This window comes from Tropicimonas sediminicola (genome assembly GCF_900188335.1).
Lineage (GTDB): Bacteria > Pseudomonadota > Alphaproteobacteria > Rhodobacterales > Rhodobacteraceae > Tropicimonas > Tropicimonas sediminicola.
Genome location: NZ_FZOY01000007.1, coordinates 234,118 through 249,454, shown reverse-complemented (window position 1 = coordinate 249,454; position 15,337 = coordinate 234,118). Strand labels below are relative to the sequence as shown.

At 67.1% G+C, this 15,337-nt stretch carries 13 protein-coding genes; 8 read left to right on the top strand and 5 right to left on the bottom strand.

The window, feature by feature from the left end:
* Window positions 1–242: 242 nt before the first annotated feature.
* From ptsP to CHB86_RS17835, 3 genes are all read right to left on the bottom strand, one after another.
* The gene (gene ptsP, locus CHB86_RS17845) at window positions 243–2,486 is read right to left on the bottom strand and encodes a phosphoenolpyruvate--protein phosphotransferase (protein WP_425445431.1); all 2,244 of its coding nucleotides are present in this window, start codon (window positions 2,484–2,486) and stop codon (window positions 243–245) included.
* A gap of 30 nt (window positions 2,487–2,516) precedes the next feature.
* A complete protein-coding gene (locus tag CHB86_RS17840) occupies window positions 2,517–3,755 on the bottom strand; it encodes an aspartate kinase (RefSeq protein ID WP_089234438.1) in 1,239 nt (412 codons plus the stop codon).
* Between the two features lie 96 nt (window positions 3,756–3,851).
* Entirely contained in the window at window positions 3,852–5,030 is a 1,179-nt protein-coding gene (locus tag CHB86_RS17835; protein ID WP_089234437.1) for a cation:proton antiporter, read from the bottom strand.
* A gap of 149 nt (window positions 5,031–5,179) precedes the next feature.
* Here CHB86_RS17835 and CHB86_RS17830 point away from each other — a divergent pair, with 149 nt between their 5' ends.
* The gene (locus CHB86_RS17830; protein ID WP_089234436.1) at window positions 5,180–5,419 is read left to right on the top strand and encodes an HP1242/YdcH family protein; all 240 of its coding nucleotides are present in this window, start codon (window positions 5,180–5,182) and stop codon (window positions 5,417–5,419) included.
* A gap of 23 nt (window positions 5,420–5,442) precedes the next feature.
* On the opposite strand, the gene CHB86_RS17825 is transcribed toward CHB86_RS17830, so the two are convergent.
* A complete protein-coding gene (locus CHB86_RS17825) occupies window positions 5,443–6,828 on the bottom strand; it encodes a helix-turn-helix domain-containing protein (protein WP_089234435.1) in 1,386 nt (461 codons plus the stop codon).
* A gap of 49 nt (window positions 6,829–6,877) precedes the next feature.
* On the bottom strand, window positions 6,878–8,098 hold the full coding sequence (locus CHB86_RS17820; RefSeq protein WP_089234434.1) for a multidrug effflux MFS transporter: 1,221 nt from the start codon (window positions 8,096–8,098) through the stop codon (window positions 6,878–6,880).
* Between the two features lie 191 nt (window positions 8,099–8,289).
* Here CHB86_RS17820 and CHB86_RS17815 point away from each other — a divergent pair, with 191 nt between their 5' ends.
* The 7 genes from CHB86_RS17815 (at window position 8,290) to CHB86_RS17785 (ending at window position 15,333) form a co-directional block, all read left to right on the top strand.
* Window positions 8,290–9,822 (top strand): acyl-CoA carboxylase subunit beta, encoded by a 1,533-nt coding sequence (locus CHB86_RS17815; RefSeq protein WP_089234433.1) that lies wholly within the window; start codon window positions 8,290–8,292, stop codon window positions 9,820–9,822.
* A gap of 114 nt (window positions 9,823–9,936) precedes the next feature.
* Window positions 9,937–10,284, top strand: a complete 348-nt coding sequence (locus CHB86_RS17810; RefSeq protein ID WP_089234432.1) for a hypothetical protein — start codon at window positions 9,937–9,939, stop codon at window positions 10,282–10,284.
* A complete protein-coding gene (locus CHB86_RS17805) occupies window positions 10,281–10,676 on the top strand; it encodes a DUF6497 family protein (protein ID WP_089234431.1) in 396 nt (131 codons plus the stop codon). The genes CHB86_RS17810 and CHB86_RS17805 overlap by 4 nt, the downstream gene beginning before the upstream one ends.
* A gap of 40 nt (window positions 10,677–10,716) precedes the next feature.
* Complete coding sequence (locus tag CHB86_RS17800; protein ID WP_089234430.1) at window positions 10,717–11,109, top strand: hypothetical protein; 393 nt, start codon at window positions 10,717–10,719, stop codon at window positions 11,107–11,109.
* 310 nt (window positions 11,110–11,419) lie between these two features.
* The gene (locus CHB86_RS17795) at window positions 11,420–11,629 is read left to right on the top strand and encodes a hypothetical protein (protein WP_089234429.1); all 210 of its coding nucleotides are present in this window, start codon (window positions 11,420–11,422) and stop codon (window positions 11,627–11,629) included.
* Window positions 11,630–11,770: 141 nt separating this feature from the next.
* On the top strand, window positions 11,771–13,771 hold the full coding sequence (locus tag CHB86_RS17790) for an acetyl-CoA carboxylase biotin carboxylase subunit (protein WP_089234428.1): 2,001 nt from the start codon (window positions 11,771–11,773) through the stop codon (window positions 13,769–13,771).
* Complete coding sequence (locus CHB86_RS17785; RefSeq protein WP_089234427.1) at window positions 13,768–15,333, top strand: hypothetical protein; 1,566 nt, start codon at window positions 13,768–13,770, stop codon at window positions 15,331–15,333. The genes CHB86_RS17790 and CHB86_RS17785 overlap by 4 nt, the downstream gene beginning before the upstream one ends.
* Window positions 15,334–15,337 lie beyond the last annotated feature (4 nt).

Genomic DNA, 15,337 nt, shown 5'->3' with positions numbered 1-15,337 from the left:
GTTCCTCTCGGCCAATGTCCGTCCCTACGTCCGAAATGGCTTCAGACGCGGTTCTTCTTTTTATTCGGACCAGGCTGGGGATGAGGGGCCGGTGTCCGGTGGTCGGACGGTCCGGCGCATCCTGCTCCTGCGCGGAAACTAGAGCGGGATGCGATCGATCTCAACCGTGCGGGGCGGGTTGAGGTACTGGCTTTTTAGATAGGTTTGAGTCGAGGCGCCGCGGGCAGGGCCGGATTTCCCGGTCACCCCTGCTGGCGAAGCCAGTCCATCACCGCGGGCCGCACCGATTGCATGCCGGTGGCGCGCGCCTCGTCGATGATCTCGCGCACCTCCGCCAGGTTGGACCGGCGCAGCAGATGCTTGACCGGCCCGATGGACGCCGGCCGCATCGACAGCGCCCGGAACCCCATGGCGGCAAAGCACAATGCCTCGACCGGCCGGCCGGCATCCTCGCCGCAGAAGCTCAGCGGCGTCTTGGTCTCCCGGCAGCGCATGACGATCCATTCGAGGAAGGTCAGGAAGGAGACGTTGAGCGTGTCGTAGCGGCGGCGGACGCGTTCGTTCTCCCTGTCGGCGGCGAAGAAGAACTGTTTGAGATCGTTGCCGCCGACCGAGACGAAATCGGCCTCCTCGAAGAACTGTTTCGGCGCGAAGGCAAGGCTCGGGGTCTCGAGCATGGCGCCGATCTCGAGCTTCTGGGGCAGGACATGGCCGAGCCTGTCCTCCCTCTCCATCTCCGCGAGCAGCGCGCGGCGGGCGGCGAGGAATTCCTCGAACTGCGCCACGAAGGGGAACATGATGGTCAGCGGCCGGCCCGCGGCGCCGCGGATCAGCGCCTGAAGCTGCATCCGCATGACCCCGGGCTTGTCGAGCCCGACCCGGATCGCACGCCAGCCGAGCGCCGGGTTAGGCTCGTCTTGCGGTTTCATGTAGGGCAGCACCTTGTCCGAGCCGATGTCGAGGGTGCGGAACACCACGCGCTTGCCCTCGGCGGCGTCCAGCACGCGGCTGTAGAGCGCGGCCAGCTCGCCCCGGCTCGGAAGCTTGCTGCGGACGAGGAACTGGAGTTCGGTGCGGAACAGGCCCACCCCCTCGGCGCCGGACGAGCGCAGAGAGGGGAGGTCGGCCATCAGGCCCGCGTTCATGTCCAGCCGGATCGTCGGGCCGTAGACCGTGGTGGCCGGAACGCGGCGGATCGAGGCGTAGCGCTCCTGCGCCTTGGTCATCATCGCCATCTTGTCGCGGAAGGCGGCGGTGACGGATTCCTCCGGGCGCAGGTGGACGATGCCCTGGTCGCCATCGACCAGCACGCGATCGCCGTTCAGCGCCTCGGTGGTGATCCGTTCGGCGTTGATGACCAGCGGGATCGCAAGGGCCCGCGCGACGATGGCGGCATGGCTGCCGACCGAGCCTTCCTCCAGCACGATCGCCTTGAGCCCGCGGCCATAGGCCAGCAGCTCGCCGGGGCCGATGTTGCGCGCCACCAGCACCGGGTCCTCGGGCATCTCGACGCCGCTGTCGGTCCCCTGGCCGGTTAGCAGGCGCAGGAGCCGGTTGCTGAGGTCGTCGAGGTCGTGCAGCCGTTCCCGCAGATAGGGGTCCGGCACCTGCTGCATCCGGACCCGCGCGGCGGTCTGTTCCTTCTCGACGGCGGCCTCGGCCGACAGGCCGCGGTTGATGTCGGCCTCCATGCGCCGCATCCAGCCCTTGGAATTGGCGAACATGCGATAGGCTTCCAGCACGTCGCGCTGATCCTTGTCGGCGTCGTCGGCGCCGGTCAGCATCTCGTCGACCGAGATCCGCAGCTTGTCCACGGCCTGCTGGAGGCGGCTGAGTTCGGCCTCCGCATCGTCGGCAAAGGGGTTGGTCACCACGACGCGCGGTTCGTGCAGGAAAACCTGCCCCATCGCCGCGCCTTCCTGGCCGACGTTGCCGCGCACCATCACCGGGTGCTGGTGCGGCGCCGCCATGGCCGCGCCTTCGCCGATGAAGGCGCCAAGCTCGGTCATCTCGGCCAGCACCATGGCCACGACCTCGAGCGCATAGACCTCGTCGTCGACATAGGCCTTCTGTTCCTTGGACTGGACGACGAGCACGCCGAGCTTCTCGCCCAGCCGCTGGATCGGCACGCCGAGGAAGGCCGAATAGATCTCCTCGCCGGTCTCCGGCATGTAGCGGAAGCCGGCCTCGGAGGGCGCGTTGCCGGTGTTGATCGGCTTGGTCGAGGCAGCGACGCGGCCGACGAGGCCCTCGCCCATCCGCATCCGGGTCTTGTGCACGGCCTCGGCCTTCAGGCCCTCGGTCGCGCAGAGTTCCAGCGTTTCCTCGTCCCGGAACAGGTAGATCGAGCAGACCGGAGTGTGCATCTCCTCCGCGATCAGCCGGGTGATGCGGTCGAGACGTTCCTGGCCCTCGGCCGGCTCCGCAAGAGCCTGCTTCAGCCGGCCCAGCAGCCGCCTGCTTGAAGTCTGCCTGTCGCTCACCAGTCCCTATCCCCTGCGGGTGGCGGGGCGGCGTTAGCCCGCTTTCTCCAACCCGAAGGCATCATGGAGCGCCTGAACCGCCAGTTCCAGATATTTCCGGTCGATCAGGACGGAGATCTTGATCTCCGATGTTGTAATGACCTTGATATTAATACCTTCCGAGGAAAGTGCCTCGAACATTTGCGCTGCGACGCCGGTATGGCTGCGCATCCCGATGCCGACGACCGAAACCTTGCACACATCGCTGTCCACTTCCAGCCCGTGGAAGTTGATCAGCCCCTTCTCGCGGGCTTCCTGGACGGCGCGGTCGGCGCGGGTCGTCTGGTTGGTCGGGCAGGAGAAGGTCATGTCGGTGCGACCCTCCTCCGAGATGTTCTGGATGATCATGTCCACGTTCACGCCGGCCTCGGAGAGAGCCCCGAAGATCGCGGCGGCCACGCCCGGACGGTCGGCGACCGACAGCAGCGTGACCTTGGCTTCGTCGCGGCTGTAGGCCACGCCCGAGACGACATTGCTTTCCATGATTTCCTCCTCGTCGCAGACCAGCGTGCCTGCTGTGGGGTCATATTCCTCGAAGCTCGACAGGACCCGCAGCGGCACCTTGTAGCGCATTGCGAGTTCGACCGAGCGGGTCTGCAGAACCTTGGCGCCCAGGCTGGCGAGCTCCAGCATCTCCTCGAAGGCGATCTTGTCGAGCTTGCGGGCCTTGGTGCTGATCCGCGGGTCGGTCGTGTAGACGCCGTCCACGTCGGTGTAGATGTCGCAGCGCTCCGCGCCGAAAGCGGCGGCGAAGGCGACGGCGGTGGTGTCGGAGCCGCCGCGGCCGAGCGTGGTGATCCGCCCCTCGGGCGAGATGCCCTGGAAGCCGGCGACCACCGCGACCTTCATGCCTTCGGCGAACTTGGCGTTCATGTTGTCGGTCGGGATCGATTCGATACGGGCGGAGGCGTGGGCGCTCGTCGTCTTGAGCGGCACCTGCCAGCCCTGCCAGGAGCGGGCGGGGATGTCCATTTCCTGGAGCGTCAGGGCCATCAGGCCGGCGGTCACGTTCTCGCCCGAGCTGACGACGGCGTCGTATTCGCGCGCGTCGAACAGCGGCGAGGTCTCCTCGACCCATCCCACGAGCTCGTTGGTCTTGCCGGCCATGGCCGAGACGATCACGATGACGTCGTATCCATTCGCGACCTCGCGGCCGACACGCTTCGCCGCGCGCCGGATCCGGTCCAGTGTGGCGACCGAGGTGCCGCCGAATTTCATCACCAGAAGCGGCATGGTGCCCGCCTATCCCTTCGTGTTGTCCGCGAGCGGGGATAGGGGAAGGGCGCAGCAGACGCAAGGGTAGCCGTGGACGCGGGCAGGGGCGAACGGTCACGTGTCGGTGGGGCCTTTTGGCGCGTTTGCGCGGCGCGCGGCCCAGAGCGTTGCCGGTGGTCCTGCGAGCTCGAAGACGACGGTGGTGCCGACGGCCAGGACGGTGAGGGTCTCGCCCCATTCCGGGAAGGCCTCGGCGGCTACCAGCGCCATGCCGACCGCCACGCCGGCCTGCGGCAGCAGCGACAGACCCATCAGCGGCCGCTGCTCCCTCGGGGCGCCGGCCAGCCAGGCCCCGACCCAGCCTCCGGCGAGCCGAGCCGCGACGCGCAGGGCGACGTAGGCCAGCCCGAGCGTTCCGATCTGCCAGAGCGCGCCGAGGTCGAGCGTGGCCCCCGCGAGGATGAAGAACAGCACGAGGAACGGCCATTCGAACCCCTCGATCTCGTGGAAGGCACGCTCGTGGTGCCGGGCGGCGTTCACGATGATCGCGCCCGCCGTCATCCCGGCGATCAGGTAGGACAGCTCGAAGCGGATCGCGATCCCCGCGGTCAGGAAGACGATGGCCAGCGCCTCGGATTGCGAGGGCTCGCCCGGCTTGAGCCGGCCCGTCAGCGCGGCGGCGGGCAGGCCGACGGCCAGGCCGAGCGCAACCGAACCCGCGATCTCGCGGAGCGCGCCCGAGACCATCCCCGTCTCGGTAGCGCCGGTGCCTTGAACAACCGCCACCATCACGAGGCTGAAGGCGATCAGGCCCCAGGCGTCGTCGATCGCCACGATGCCGCGCAGGGTGGCGGCAAATCCGCCGGTTTCCCCCGACTGGTCGAGCGCGTCGTTGGTCGCGGCGGGATCGGTGGCGGTGGCAACCGCAGCCAGCACGAACGCCAGGCCGGCCGGGACGCCGATCAGCCAGAGGCCGGCGCCGACCACGAGGAGTGTCGCCACCACGACCGTCAGGGAGATCGCGATGATGACGGTGCCGTGCTCCCGGATGTTTCCCAGCGTCAGCGCGCCGCCGAGCAGGAAGGCTACCATCGTGAGCGCGATGATCGAGAGCGGCTCGTAGAGCGCCTTGACCTCGTCCGGCAGCAGGTCCAGCCCGCCGCTCCCGACCAGGATGCCGCAGCCGAGCAGGAGGCTGACCCGGGGCAGCCGTGTGCGCCGCCCGATCTGGTCGGCGAGCAGGCCCGCGAGAAACAGCGCGCCGAGGGTGATGAAGGTGACGGCGGTCTCCATGACGCGGCCAGTCTAGGATGTAGATCGGCCGCCTGTAACGGCGGCTCCCCGTCACATCCGGCGAATTCGACAGCGTTTGACGCAGGTCAACGACGCCGTCCGAGTCGCGGCGTCAAGAATTGTTCGAATAAGAAGAGAGGAGAGACGCCATGTCCCACGTCCCCCATGAGCTTTCGGAGGAATTTCCGTCGCAGATCGCCCTGATCGGCAAACTCGTGAGCGAAGATCCCGAGTTTGCCGAGATGGCCGCGGAATACATGAAGCTCAACCAGCGCGTCCACGAGGCCGACACCTATGTGAAGCCTATGGAAGAACTGGCGGAGCACCAGTTGAAGAAGCGCCGCGCGTTTCTGAAGGACGAAATCAACCGAAGGCTGGCGGAGGCGTGAGCCGGCCCGGGCGGTAAGCCGCCCTATTCGCCGATCTCGTAAGGCAAGGTGCCGCGCCGGTCGGGCGTGACACGGAGGCTGTGTTCCAGCGGCGGAAGCGATCGCTGGTGGCAGTTGCGCCTTTCGCAGATCCGGCACGACGTCCCGATGGGCTCGAAGGCGGACGGATTTCCGGTGTCGAGCCCGTCGGCATAGACCAGTTCCGGCGCGAACCCCACGTCGCAGCCGAGCGCGATGGCGAAGCGCCGGTCGGGCTCGCCCCAGGCGCCGCCGGACTTGGACACATCGCGCGCCAGCAGGATGTATCGCTCGCCGTCGGGCGTTTCGGCAAGTTGGCGCAGGAAGTGGCCCGGCGTCTCGAAGGCGCGGTGCACGTTCCACAGCGGGCAGGCGCCGCCGAAGCGGGCGAACTGCATCCGCGCGGCCGAGTGCCGCTTGGTGATCGTGCCCGCCTGATCCACCCGCACGAAGAAGAACGGCACGCCCTTGTCGCCGCCACGCTGGAGCGTCGAGAGCCGGTGCGCCACCTGCTCGATCGAGGCCCCGAAGCGCAGGGCCAGCCGCTCGAGGTCATGCCGCGTCTCGCGGGCGGCGGCGCGGAACCGGCCATAGGGCAGCAGCGCCGCGCCGGCGAAGTAGTTGGCCATGCCGATCTTGGCGATGGCGCGCGCCTCCTCGGTCTGGAAGCGGGCGAGATCCAGCGTCGCTTCCAGCAGGTCGTTCTGGGTCAGCAGCGCGACCTGGTGCAGTAGCTGGAAGTTCTGCGTCGCCGGGCTGGCGCGGGCGGAAAGGTTCAGGACCCGCGCATCGGCGTTGTAGGCGCGAAGGCTGGCTGCCTCGCCGACCCGGATGCCGATGCCGCGGTCGTCGAGCGCGGCGCGGGCGGCGGCCATCGGGTCGTCCCCGGCGAAATGCTCCGCGGCGCGGTCCACCGCGTCGATGTAGTTGTCGATGTAATGAAAGAAGTCCCGCACTTCCTCCCAGGGGGTGCGGGCCATGCGGGCGCTGTCCTGGCCGAGGGCGGCGTCGAGCGAGATCAGCCGTTCCTGGGTCCGTCGATAGGCGCTGTGAAGCTCCAGGAAGGCGCGGGTCAGCGCGGGGGCGTTCGAGGCGACGAGGCGCAGGTCCGCCAGTGGCGGCGTGCCGGAGAAGATCGGGTCGGCCAAGGCCTCGCGCATATCGCTGACCAGCCTCTCGGTATCGCCCGAGCTGAGTTCGGTCACGTCGAGCCCGAACTCCTGCGCCAGAGCCAGCACCACCGAGGTGGAGATCGGCCGGTGGTTGTTCTCCATCTGGTTGAGGTAGGGAAGCGAGACGCCCAGCTTGGCGGCAAAGACCTTCTGCGTCAGTCCCAGCTTGGACCGGATCTCGTTCAGCTTGGCGCCGGCATAGAGCTTTTTCTGGGCCATCGGGGCTCTTTGCAAATTCGCGTTTGAGCCGATCTAATCTTTGCAAAGATCAGCTGGCAAGCTGCAATATCCGCTCCCGGCGGCGCACGTAGAGGATGCAGAGCAGCGACACCAGCGATGTGCCCGCCATCAGCCATTGCAGCGGCATCGGCGTGGTGGCGCCTTCGAGCACATGCCCGGCCATCACCGAAAGCGCGGCGCCGCCACCGATCTGGATGAACCCGCCGAGCCCGCTTGCCGTGCCGGCGAGTTGCGGCCGGACAGAGAGCATCCCGGCGGTTCCGTTGGGAATGACCATGCCGTTGCCAAGCCCCAGGGTGGTGACGAGGCTGAAGAAGATGATCGGCTCGTGCAGCCCGGCAAATCCCAGCAGCAGGGACAGCCCCATGCCAGCGGTGGTGGCCAGCGTGCCCCAGAGGATCAGCCGGTTGATGCCGTAATGCGCGGAGAACCGGCCGGAGATGAAATTGCCCAGCGTGTAGCCGATGGCGGGCGCGCCGAAGCAGACCCCGGTCCAGAAGGGCGAGAGGCCGAAGATCTCGTCCGCCACGTAGGGCGCTCCGCCGAGAAAGCCGAAGAAGGCGCCGGAGGCAAAGGCGGTCGCCAGCGCGTAGCCCCAGAACCGCGGCGAGGCGAGGAGTTCGGGGTAGTCGCGCACCTGCCGGGCGAAGCTGGTGCCGGTATTGGTGGCGGTCTCGCCCATGTCGGCCCAGGCGAGCCAGCCGATCAGCCCGCCCGCCAGCATCAGGAAGACGAAGATCGCCTGCCAGCCGAAGAGCTGCTCCAGCGTGCCGCCGATCATCGGCGCGAACATCGGCACCAAAGACATGCCCATGGTAACATAGCCGATGCGGGAGGCCGCCTGGTCCTGCGGATAGATGTCCCGCACCACGGCGCGCGACAGCACCATGCCCACCGCGACAATGGCCTGCAGCATCCGGAAGGCGAGGAAGACGGTCACGTTCGGTGCCAGCAGGCAGCCCAGCGTGGCGATCAGAAACACCGAGATCGAGATGCCCACCACCGGGCGGCGTCCGTAGCGGTCCGAGATCGGCCCGATCAGCAGCTGCATGACCGCGGTTGTGGCGAGGTACAGCGAGACCGAGAGCTGCATGATCGCGTAATCTGTGCCGAAATGCTCGGTCATCGCGGGCAGGGACGGCAGGAAGATACTCATGTTCATCGCCGACAATCCGGCGAGGAAGACGAGTGTGACGATATGTGGCGGCGTGGTTCGGTCCAGAATGCGGACCGTGGGCGGTGTATACATGCTCGGGCCTTATCTGCTCGCCGGCGCGAAGTCTATCGGGGCAAGGGAAAATCGCTCCGCGCCAAGGGCTTTCCAGATTTGCATTTTGCTCTCATTGATCTGCCAATACTTTGCAAATTTTCAAAATGGCGCTTCCTGAATGGGCTCCCGTTTTGATAGGCATTGGACCAGCAAATCAAGGGGACGGAGACATGAAGGACATTCTCGAAGAGCTGGAAACCCGCCGTGCCTCTGCGCGCCTGGGTGGCGGGCAACGCCGGATCGACAACCAGCACCAGAAGGGCAAGCTGACGGCGCGTGAGCGCATCGACCTGCTGCTCGACGAAGGCTCCTTCGAGGAGTTCGACATGTTCGTGGCCCATCGCTGCACCGATTTCGGCATGCAGGCCGAGAAGCCCGCCGGTGACGGGGTGGTCACCGGCTGGGGCACGATCAACGGGCGCATGGTCTACGTGTTCAGCCAGGACTTCACCGTCTTCGGCGGCTCGCTCTCGGCGACCCATGCGCAGAAGATCTGCAAGATCATGGATATGGCGGTGCAGAACGGCGCGCCGGTTATCGGGCTGAACGACTCGGGCGGGGCGCGGATCCAGGAGGGCGTCGACAGCCTTGCCGGCTATGCCGAGGTGTTCCAGCGCAACATCGAGGCCTCCGGCGTGGTGCCGCAGATCTCGGTGATCATGGGGCCCTGTGCCGGTGGTGCGGTCTATTCGCCGGCGATGACCGACTTCATCTTCATGGTGAAGGATACCTCCTACATGTTCGTCACCGGCCCCGACGTGGTGAAGACGGTGACCAACGAGGTCGTCACGGCCGAGGAGCTGGGCGGCGCCTCGACGCACACCCGGAAGTCGTCGGTCGCCGACGGGGCCTTCGAGAACGATGTCGAAGCGCTGATCGAGATCCGGCGGCTGTTCGACTTCCTGCCCTCGAACAACCGCCAGAAGGCGCCGGTGCGGCCCTTCTTCGACTCGCCCGCCCGCGTGGAGGAGAGCCTCGACACGCTTATCCCCGACAACGCCCATACCCCCTACGACATGAAGGAGCTGATCCTGAAGGTCGCGGACGAGGGCGACTTCTACGAGATCCAGGAGGATTACGCGAAGAACATCATCACCGGCTTCATCCGGATCGAGGGGCAGACCACCGGCGTCGTGGCCAACCAGCCGATGGTGCTGGCCGGCTGTCTCGACATCGACAGCTCGCGCAAGGCGGCGCGCTTCGTGCGCTTCTGCGACGCCTTCGAAATCCCGCTGCTGACCTTTGTCGACGTGCCGGGCTTCCTGCCGGGGACGGGCCAGGAATACGGCGGGGTCATCAAGCACGGCGCCAAGCTGCTCTTCGCCTTTGGCGAGGCGACGGTGCCGAAGGTGACGGTGATCACCCGCAAGGCCTATGGCGGGGCCTATGACGTGATGAGCTCGAAGCACCTGCGGGGCGACATCAACTATGCCTGGCCGACTGCCGAGATCGCGGTGATGGGGGCCAAGGGCGCCACCGAGATCCTCTATCGTTCGGAACTGGGCGACCCGGAGAAGATCGCGGCGCGCACCGCGGAATACGAGTCGCGGTTCGCCAACCCCTTCGTGGCCGCCGAGCGCGGTTTTATCGACGAGGTGATCCAGCCGCATTCGACCCGCCGCCGAGTGGCCCGCGCCTTTGCCAGCCTGCGCAACAAGCGGCGCGAGACACCGTGGAAGAAACACAACAACATCCCGTTGTGAGATGAGGCCGAGGCCGGGGGCACTGCCCCCGGACCCCCGGGGTATTTGAGCCAAGAAGAAGGTGTCGGACGAGATGTTGCCTGACGGACGGGTGGCCCTGCAGGGGAGAGGCGCATGAGGCGTGGCGGCTGGCATGTGCTGCGCGATGGCGCGGTCCTGGTGCTGACGCGCCAGGTTCCGCCGCGGTTCGACGTGGTGGCGGCCGGTCGGTTCCCCACGGTGCGCCGGGAGCGGCTTGCGACGCAGATCCGCCAGGACCTCTGGCGCGCGCTTCAGGGGCAGCGGGGCTTTTCCCCGGTGGTTGAGGTGACCGACCGCGGCGATTTCGTCGAGGTTCGGGCCGGAGGCAGGGTGGCCGCGGGCGGGTTCGACCGGGCCGGGCTGGAGGCGCGGATCGAGGCCGTGCTGGCGGAGCCCCGCAACCGGGCGCGATGGTTGCGCTGTGCCGGGAGGGCCGGATGATGGATCCGCGCGGGGCCGCGCTGGCGGCTGCGATCCTGCTGGGAGGCCAGGCGGCTGCGGCGCAGGAGGTGAGCCTGCCGTCGGGGCTGGTCGTCAGCTTTCATGACCGGATCGTCGAGGTCCAGTCCGACGGCGAGACCTGGCTGACCTTGCGCTACATCTCGCCCCGGATCGGTGCGGAGGACGGGGAGGTCGGCTATGACGAGATTTCCGCCGATCTCGATGCGCTCTGCGAGACGCAGGGGCGCGCCGAAGCGGCGGAAGCGGGTGCGGTGCAGCAGGTGAACATCACCCTGATGGACCGCGCCATCGAGCGGGGCACGTTCGATCCCGAAGCGACGATGTTCATAGGGGCCTACCTGCTGACCGACATGGGATGTGTCTGGCAATGAGGTGGGGTCCGGAGAAAGAGGCGGCCGGAAAGGGCAGCGCATGCTGAAGCACAGAGGATTTCCGAGCCGCCTGGCCGGAACCGATTACCAGTTCACCATTCGCCGGGAGAACAAGTCCGGCGCCACGCCGCTCCAGGCGCGCAAACGTCATGCGGACCGCAGGCCGGCGGATCGGCGCGCGGACGAGGGCTTTTTGCTGGCCTTGCTGGAGCAGTTCGGCGACGCGCCCTTCGAGCGCGGCAATCTCGACGCGGGCCGGCTCAGCTGGCTGTTCGGGCGCGAGGTGGTGCCGGCGGAGGAGCCGTTCGATCCGGCGTCCTACGAGGCGCTGCTGCGTGTCGACCTGGCGGAGGTGCAGCGTAGCTACCCGAACATGCTGGATAACTTCGAGATCATCGAAGACGGCGACGAGGACGGCGAAGAATGGGCGTGAACCTGCCGAACCCTACCGGATTCCGGCGGGAAGTGGCTGATTGCCGGGCCGCCGCGCGCAAGTGCTTTGATCTGTGGGCCGCTTGCTGCACGAATGTCTCGAGAACGGCGCATCCCAGCACACCCGCCGTTTTCGGGATCTATCCAGGTACCCTTTCTCACTTACGGCGGCCGTGGGCTTTGTCCCGGCCGCCGATCTTTTCCGGCAGTCGGCATCGGCGGGATTTGGCCGTCGGGGCCAGCATCCGATTTCCTTTTGCGTTCGGCGGACTAGGATCGCCGAAACAACAATCCTCGAAAGGAAAAACGAGATGGCAAAACCTATCAAGCTCGCGTCTCTGCTGGCCGGCATCGCGCTCCTGGCAGCGTGTGAAGGCAACTCCAACCTGGAGAATGCCGCAATCGGGGCAGGCGCAGGCGCAGGCGTCTCGGCGCTCACCGGGACCGATCTCGGCACGTCCGTCGCTGTCGGCGCTGCAGCCGGTGCGCTTTCGAACGACGCGCGCGACGCCATCAACTGACCAGAAATTCGGCCGGGTCACCGGCCAGGCAAGATGCATGGCAGGGCCATCGGAGCTGATCGCTCCGGTGGCCCTTGTCGTGCCTGACAGACAGGAGGGGCCGCGCGCGCGGCCCATGGGAGAACGGGGAAGGGACCGAGGATGTTCAAGAAGCTGCTGATTGCCAACCGGGGCGAGATCGCCTGCCGGGTCATCAAGAGCGCGCGGAAGATGGGAATCCAGACCGTCGCGATCTATTCGGACGCCGACCGCGACGCGCTGCACGTCAAGATGGCGGACGAGGCGGTGCATATCGGCCCGCCGCCGGCCAACCAGTCCTACATCGTGATCGACAAGGTCATGGACGCGATCCGGCAGACCGGCGCGGAGGCGGTGCACCCCGGCTACGGGTTCCTTTCCGAGAACATGAAGTTCGCGCAGGCGCTTGAGGCCGAGGGCGTGGCCTTCGTCGGGCCGCCGGCCGGGGCGATCGAGGCGATGGGCGACAAGATCACCTCCAAGAAGCTGGCGCAGGAGGCCGGGGTCTCGACCGTGCCCGGCTACATGGGCCTGATCGAGGATGCCGAGGAAGCGGTGCGGATCTCGAACGAGATCGGCTATCCGGTGATGATCAAGGCCTCCGCCGGGGGGGGCGGCAAGGGCATGCGGATCGCCTGGACCGACAACGAGGCGCGCGAGGGCTTCCAGTCGTCCAAGAACGAGGCGGCCAGCAGCTTCGGCGACGACCGGATCTTCATCGAGAAGTTCGTCACCCAGCCGCGGCACATCGAGATCCAGGTGCTGGCCGACAAGCACGGCAACACGATCTATCTCAACGAGCGCGAATGCTCGATCCAGCGGCGCAACCAGAAGGTGATCGAGGAGGCCCCGAGCCCGTTTCTCGACCCCGAGACCCGCAAGGCGATGGGCGAACAGGCCTGCGCACTGGCGCGGGCGGTGGATTACTGTTCTGCAGGAACGGTGGAATTCATCGTCGACGGCGACAAGAACTTCTACTTCCTCGAAATGAACACCCGCCTTCAGGTGGAGCATCCTGTGACCGAGCTGATCACCGGCGTCGATCTCGTGGAGCAGATGATCCGCGTGGCGGCGGGCGAGAAGCTCGAGATCGCCCAGCAGGACGTGGGGATCAACGGCTGGGCCATCGAGAGCCGGCTCTATGCCGAGGACCCCTATCGCAACTTCCTGCCGTCGATCGGCCGGCTGACGCGCTATCGCCCTCCGGCGGAGGTGGCGAACGGCGAGGCCGCGGTGCGCAACGACACCGGGGTGTTCGAGGGCGGCGAGATCTCTATGTTCTACGACCCGATGATCGCCAAGCTCTGCAGCTGGGCTCCGGATCGCGGCGCGGCGATCGAGGTGATGCGCGACGCGCTGGACAGTTTCGAGGTCGAGGGCATCGGGCATAACCTGCCGTTCCTGTCGGCAGTGATGGATCACCCGCGTTTCATCGGGGGCAACATCACCACGGCATTCATCGCCGAGGAATATCCCGAAGGCTTCGGCGGCGTGCAGCTTTCGCCGGAGGACCGGCAGATGGTGGCTGCGGTCGCGGCGGGCGCCTTCCGCGTGGCGGAAATCCGGCGCACGCGGATCAGCGGCACCATCGACAACCACAAGCGCCAGGTCGGCAAGGAGTGGATCGTATCGGTCGATGGCGAGGAATTCCCGGTAGCCATCGAGGCGCATCGCAAGGGCACCGACGTGCTGTTCGAGGATGGCCGCTGCATCAAGATGCAGAGCGACTGGACGCCGGGCGACAGCCTCGCAGTGGTCAAGGTGGACGGCGTCAAGCACGCCTTCAAGATGCAGAAGATCACCGCCGGCTTCCGGATCCGCTTCCGTGGCGCCGACGTGAAGGTGCGCTGTTACACGCCGCGGCAGGCCGAGCTTGCACGGCTGATGCCGGAGAAACTGCCGCCCGATACCTCGAAGATGCTGCTTTGCCCGATGCCCGGGCTGGTGGTGAAGGTGAACGTGCAGGTCGGCGACGAGGTGCAGGAGGGGCAGGCGCTGTGCACCGTCGAGGCGATGAAGATGGAGAACATCCTGCGCGCCGAGAAACAGGCGGTCGTCAGCGCGATCAACGCGGGGCCCGGCGACAGCCTGGCCGTCGATGACGTGATCATGGAGTTCGAATGAGCCAGGCGGCGACACTGGAGGGCGCGGCGCGCGGGCGGCTCCGGCTGCCGGCGGTGAGCCTTGCGAGCGTGTTGCTGGGCTTCGCCGCCCTCCAGATCGCTGCCTATCTGAATGCCGGTGTCTTCGAATACCCGCTGGACGACGTCTACATCCACCTCGCGGTGGCCGAGCAGATCGCCGCCGGGGGCTACGGGGTGAACCCAGGGGAATATGCCTCGGCGGCCTCCTCGCCACTCTACCCGCTGCTGCTCGTGCCCTTGGCCGGAACCGAGGCGCAGCGCTTCCTGCCGCTGGCCTGGAATATCGCGGCGCTGGCCGCCTGCGGGTGGCTCTGGGGGCGGATCCTTGTGCAGGCGGGGTACGAGGACTTGCGCCGCGGCACGGGCCTGGCACTTGCGATCCTCGTGCCGCTGGTCATCAACCTGCCGGGGCTGGCCTTTGCCGGGATGGAGCACTCCCTGCACGCCGCGGCCAGCCTCGCGGTCGTATTCGGGCTGCTGGTGCTCCTCGATGAAGACCGCGTCTCGCCGCTGCTCATCCTCGGCATCCTGCTCGGACCCGCGATGCGGTTCGAGGGGCTGGCGCTGTCGCTTCTCGCAGCCGGTGTTCTGATGCTGCGCGGCCGGTGGCTGACCGGTCTGGCGTCCGCTGCGGGCGCGCTGGCCATCGTCGGTCTCTTCATGTGGTTTCTCTCGAGCCTCGGGCTCGACCCGTTGCCCAGTTCGGTCCAGGCGAAGCTCGGCAACGACGAGCTGTCCAACGACCTCGCCGGGGTCATCGTCGGGCTGATCCGCGCCTTTGAGGGCCACAATATCTGGATCATGATCGCGGCCCTCAGTGCGACCGCCGCCATGCCTTTCGCCGCGCCGGAACTGCGCCAATCGCCGCGTCGCTGGCTGCTGCTGGTCCTGTTCCTCGCCCTTGGCGCCCATGCCGTTGCCGGCAAACTCGGCTGGATGAACCGCTACGAGGGCTACGTTCTGGCCGCCGCTACGGCGGGGCTTCTGGCGCTGGCAGCGCGGTCTGGCCCGCTGGCACGGTTTCTCGCCGTCCTTCCGGTAATTGCCGCTGGCGCGGTCTATGCCCCGCATTTCGTCCACCATTACCCCACCGCCACGCGCACCATCGACCGCCAGCAGGCGCAGATGGCGCGATTTGCGAAGGAGTTCCATCGCGAGCCCGTGGCGGTGAACGATCTCGGCCGGGTGGCCTGGGGCAATCCCGACTATGTGCTCGACATCTGGGGGCTGGGCTCTCTCGCGGCGCTGGACTACCGGCAGAACGGCGGCCCGGAGCACTGGGTCGACCTGCTGGCACAGCAGCATGGCGTGGAACTGGCGATGATCTACGACGACTGGTTCGGCGGTGACATCGGCCCGGACTGGGTGCGCCTCGGCCAGCTCGAGCTCTCCGGGCCCTGGCACTATTCCGCCAAGCCGGAGGTCGCCTTCTACGCCACCTCCCCCGAGGCCGCCGGAGCCCTGCGCGCCAAGCTTGAGGCCTGGGTGCCGGGGCTGCCCGAGGGCGCGCGCTTCATCCCTCAGCCTGAGGCCGATCAATGACCTG

What these genes read in the sequence shown, in the direction of transcription:
- CHB86_RS17840 (WP_089234438.1), bottom strand. Translation starts at nt 3,755, where the DNA reads ATGCCGCTTCTGGTGATGAAATTCGGCGGCACCTCGGTCGCCACACTG.
- CHB86_RS17835 (WP_089234437.1), bottom strand. Translation starts at nt 5,030, where the DNA reads ATGGAGACCGCCGTCACCTTCATCACCCTCGGCGCGCTGTTTCTCGCG.
- CHB86_RS17830 (WP_089234436.1), top strand. Translation starts at nt 5,180, where the DNA reads ATGTCCCACGTCCCCCATGAGCTTTCGGAGGAATTTCCGTCGCAGATC.
- CHB86_RS17825 (WP_089234435.1), bottom strand. Translation starts at nt 6,828, where the DNA reads ATGGCCCAGAAAAAGCTCTATGCCGGCGCCAAGCTGAACGAGATCCGG.
- CHB86_RS17820 (WP_089234434.1), bottom strand. Translation starts at nt 8,098, where the DNA reads ATGTATACACCGCCCACGGTCCGCATTCTGGACCGAACCACGCCGCCA.
- CHB86_RS17815 (WP_089234433.1), top strand. Translation starts at nt 8,290, where the DNA reads ATGAAGGACATTCTCGAAGAGCTGGAAACCCGCCGTGCCTCTGCGCGC.
- CHB86_RS17810 (WP_089234432.1), top strand. Translation starts at nt 9,937, where the DNA reads ATGAGGCGTGGCGGCTGGCATGTGCTGCGCGATGGCGCGGTCCTGGTG.
- CHB86_RS17805 (WP_089234431.1), top strand. Translation starts at nt 10,281, where the DNA reads ATGATGGATCCGCGCGGGGCCGCGCTGGCGGCTGCGATCCTGCTGGGA.
- CHB86_RS17800 (WP_089234430.1), top strand. Translation starts at nt 10,717, where the DNA reads ATGCTGAAGCACAGAGGATTTCCGAGCCGCCTGGCCGGAACCGATTAC.
- CHB86_RS17795 (WP_089234429.1), top strand. Translation starts at nt 11,420, where the DNA reads ATGGCAAAACCTATCAAGCTCGCGTCTCTGCTGGCCGGCATCGCGCTC.
- CHB86_RS17790 (WP_089234428.1), top strand. Translation starts at nt 11,771, where the DNA reads ATGTTCAAGAAGCTGCTGATTGCCAACCGGGGCGAGATCGCCTGCCGG.
- CHB86_RS17785 (WP_089234427.1), top strand. Translation starts at nt 13,768, where the DNA reads ATGAGCCAGGCGGCGACACTGGAGGGCGCGGCGCGCGGGCGGCTCCGG.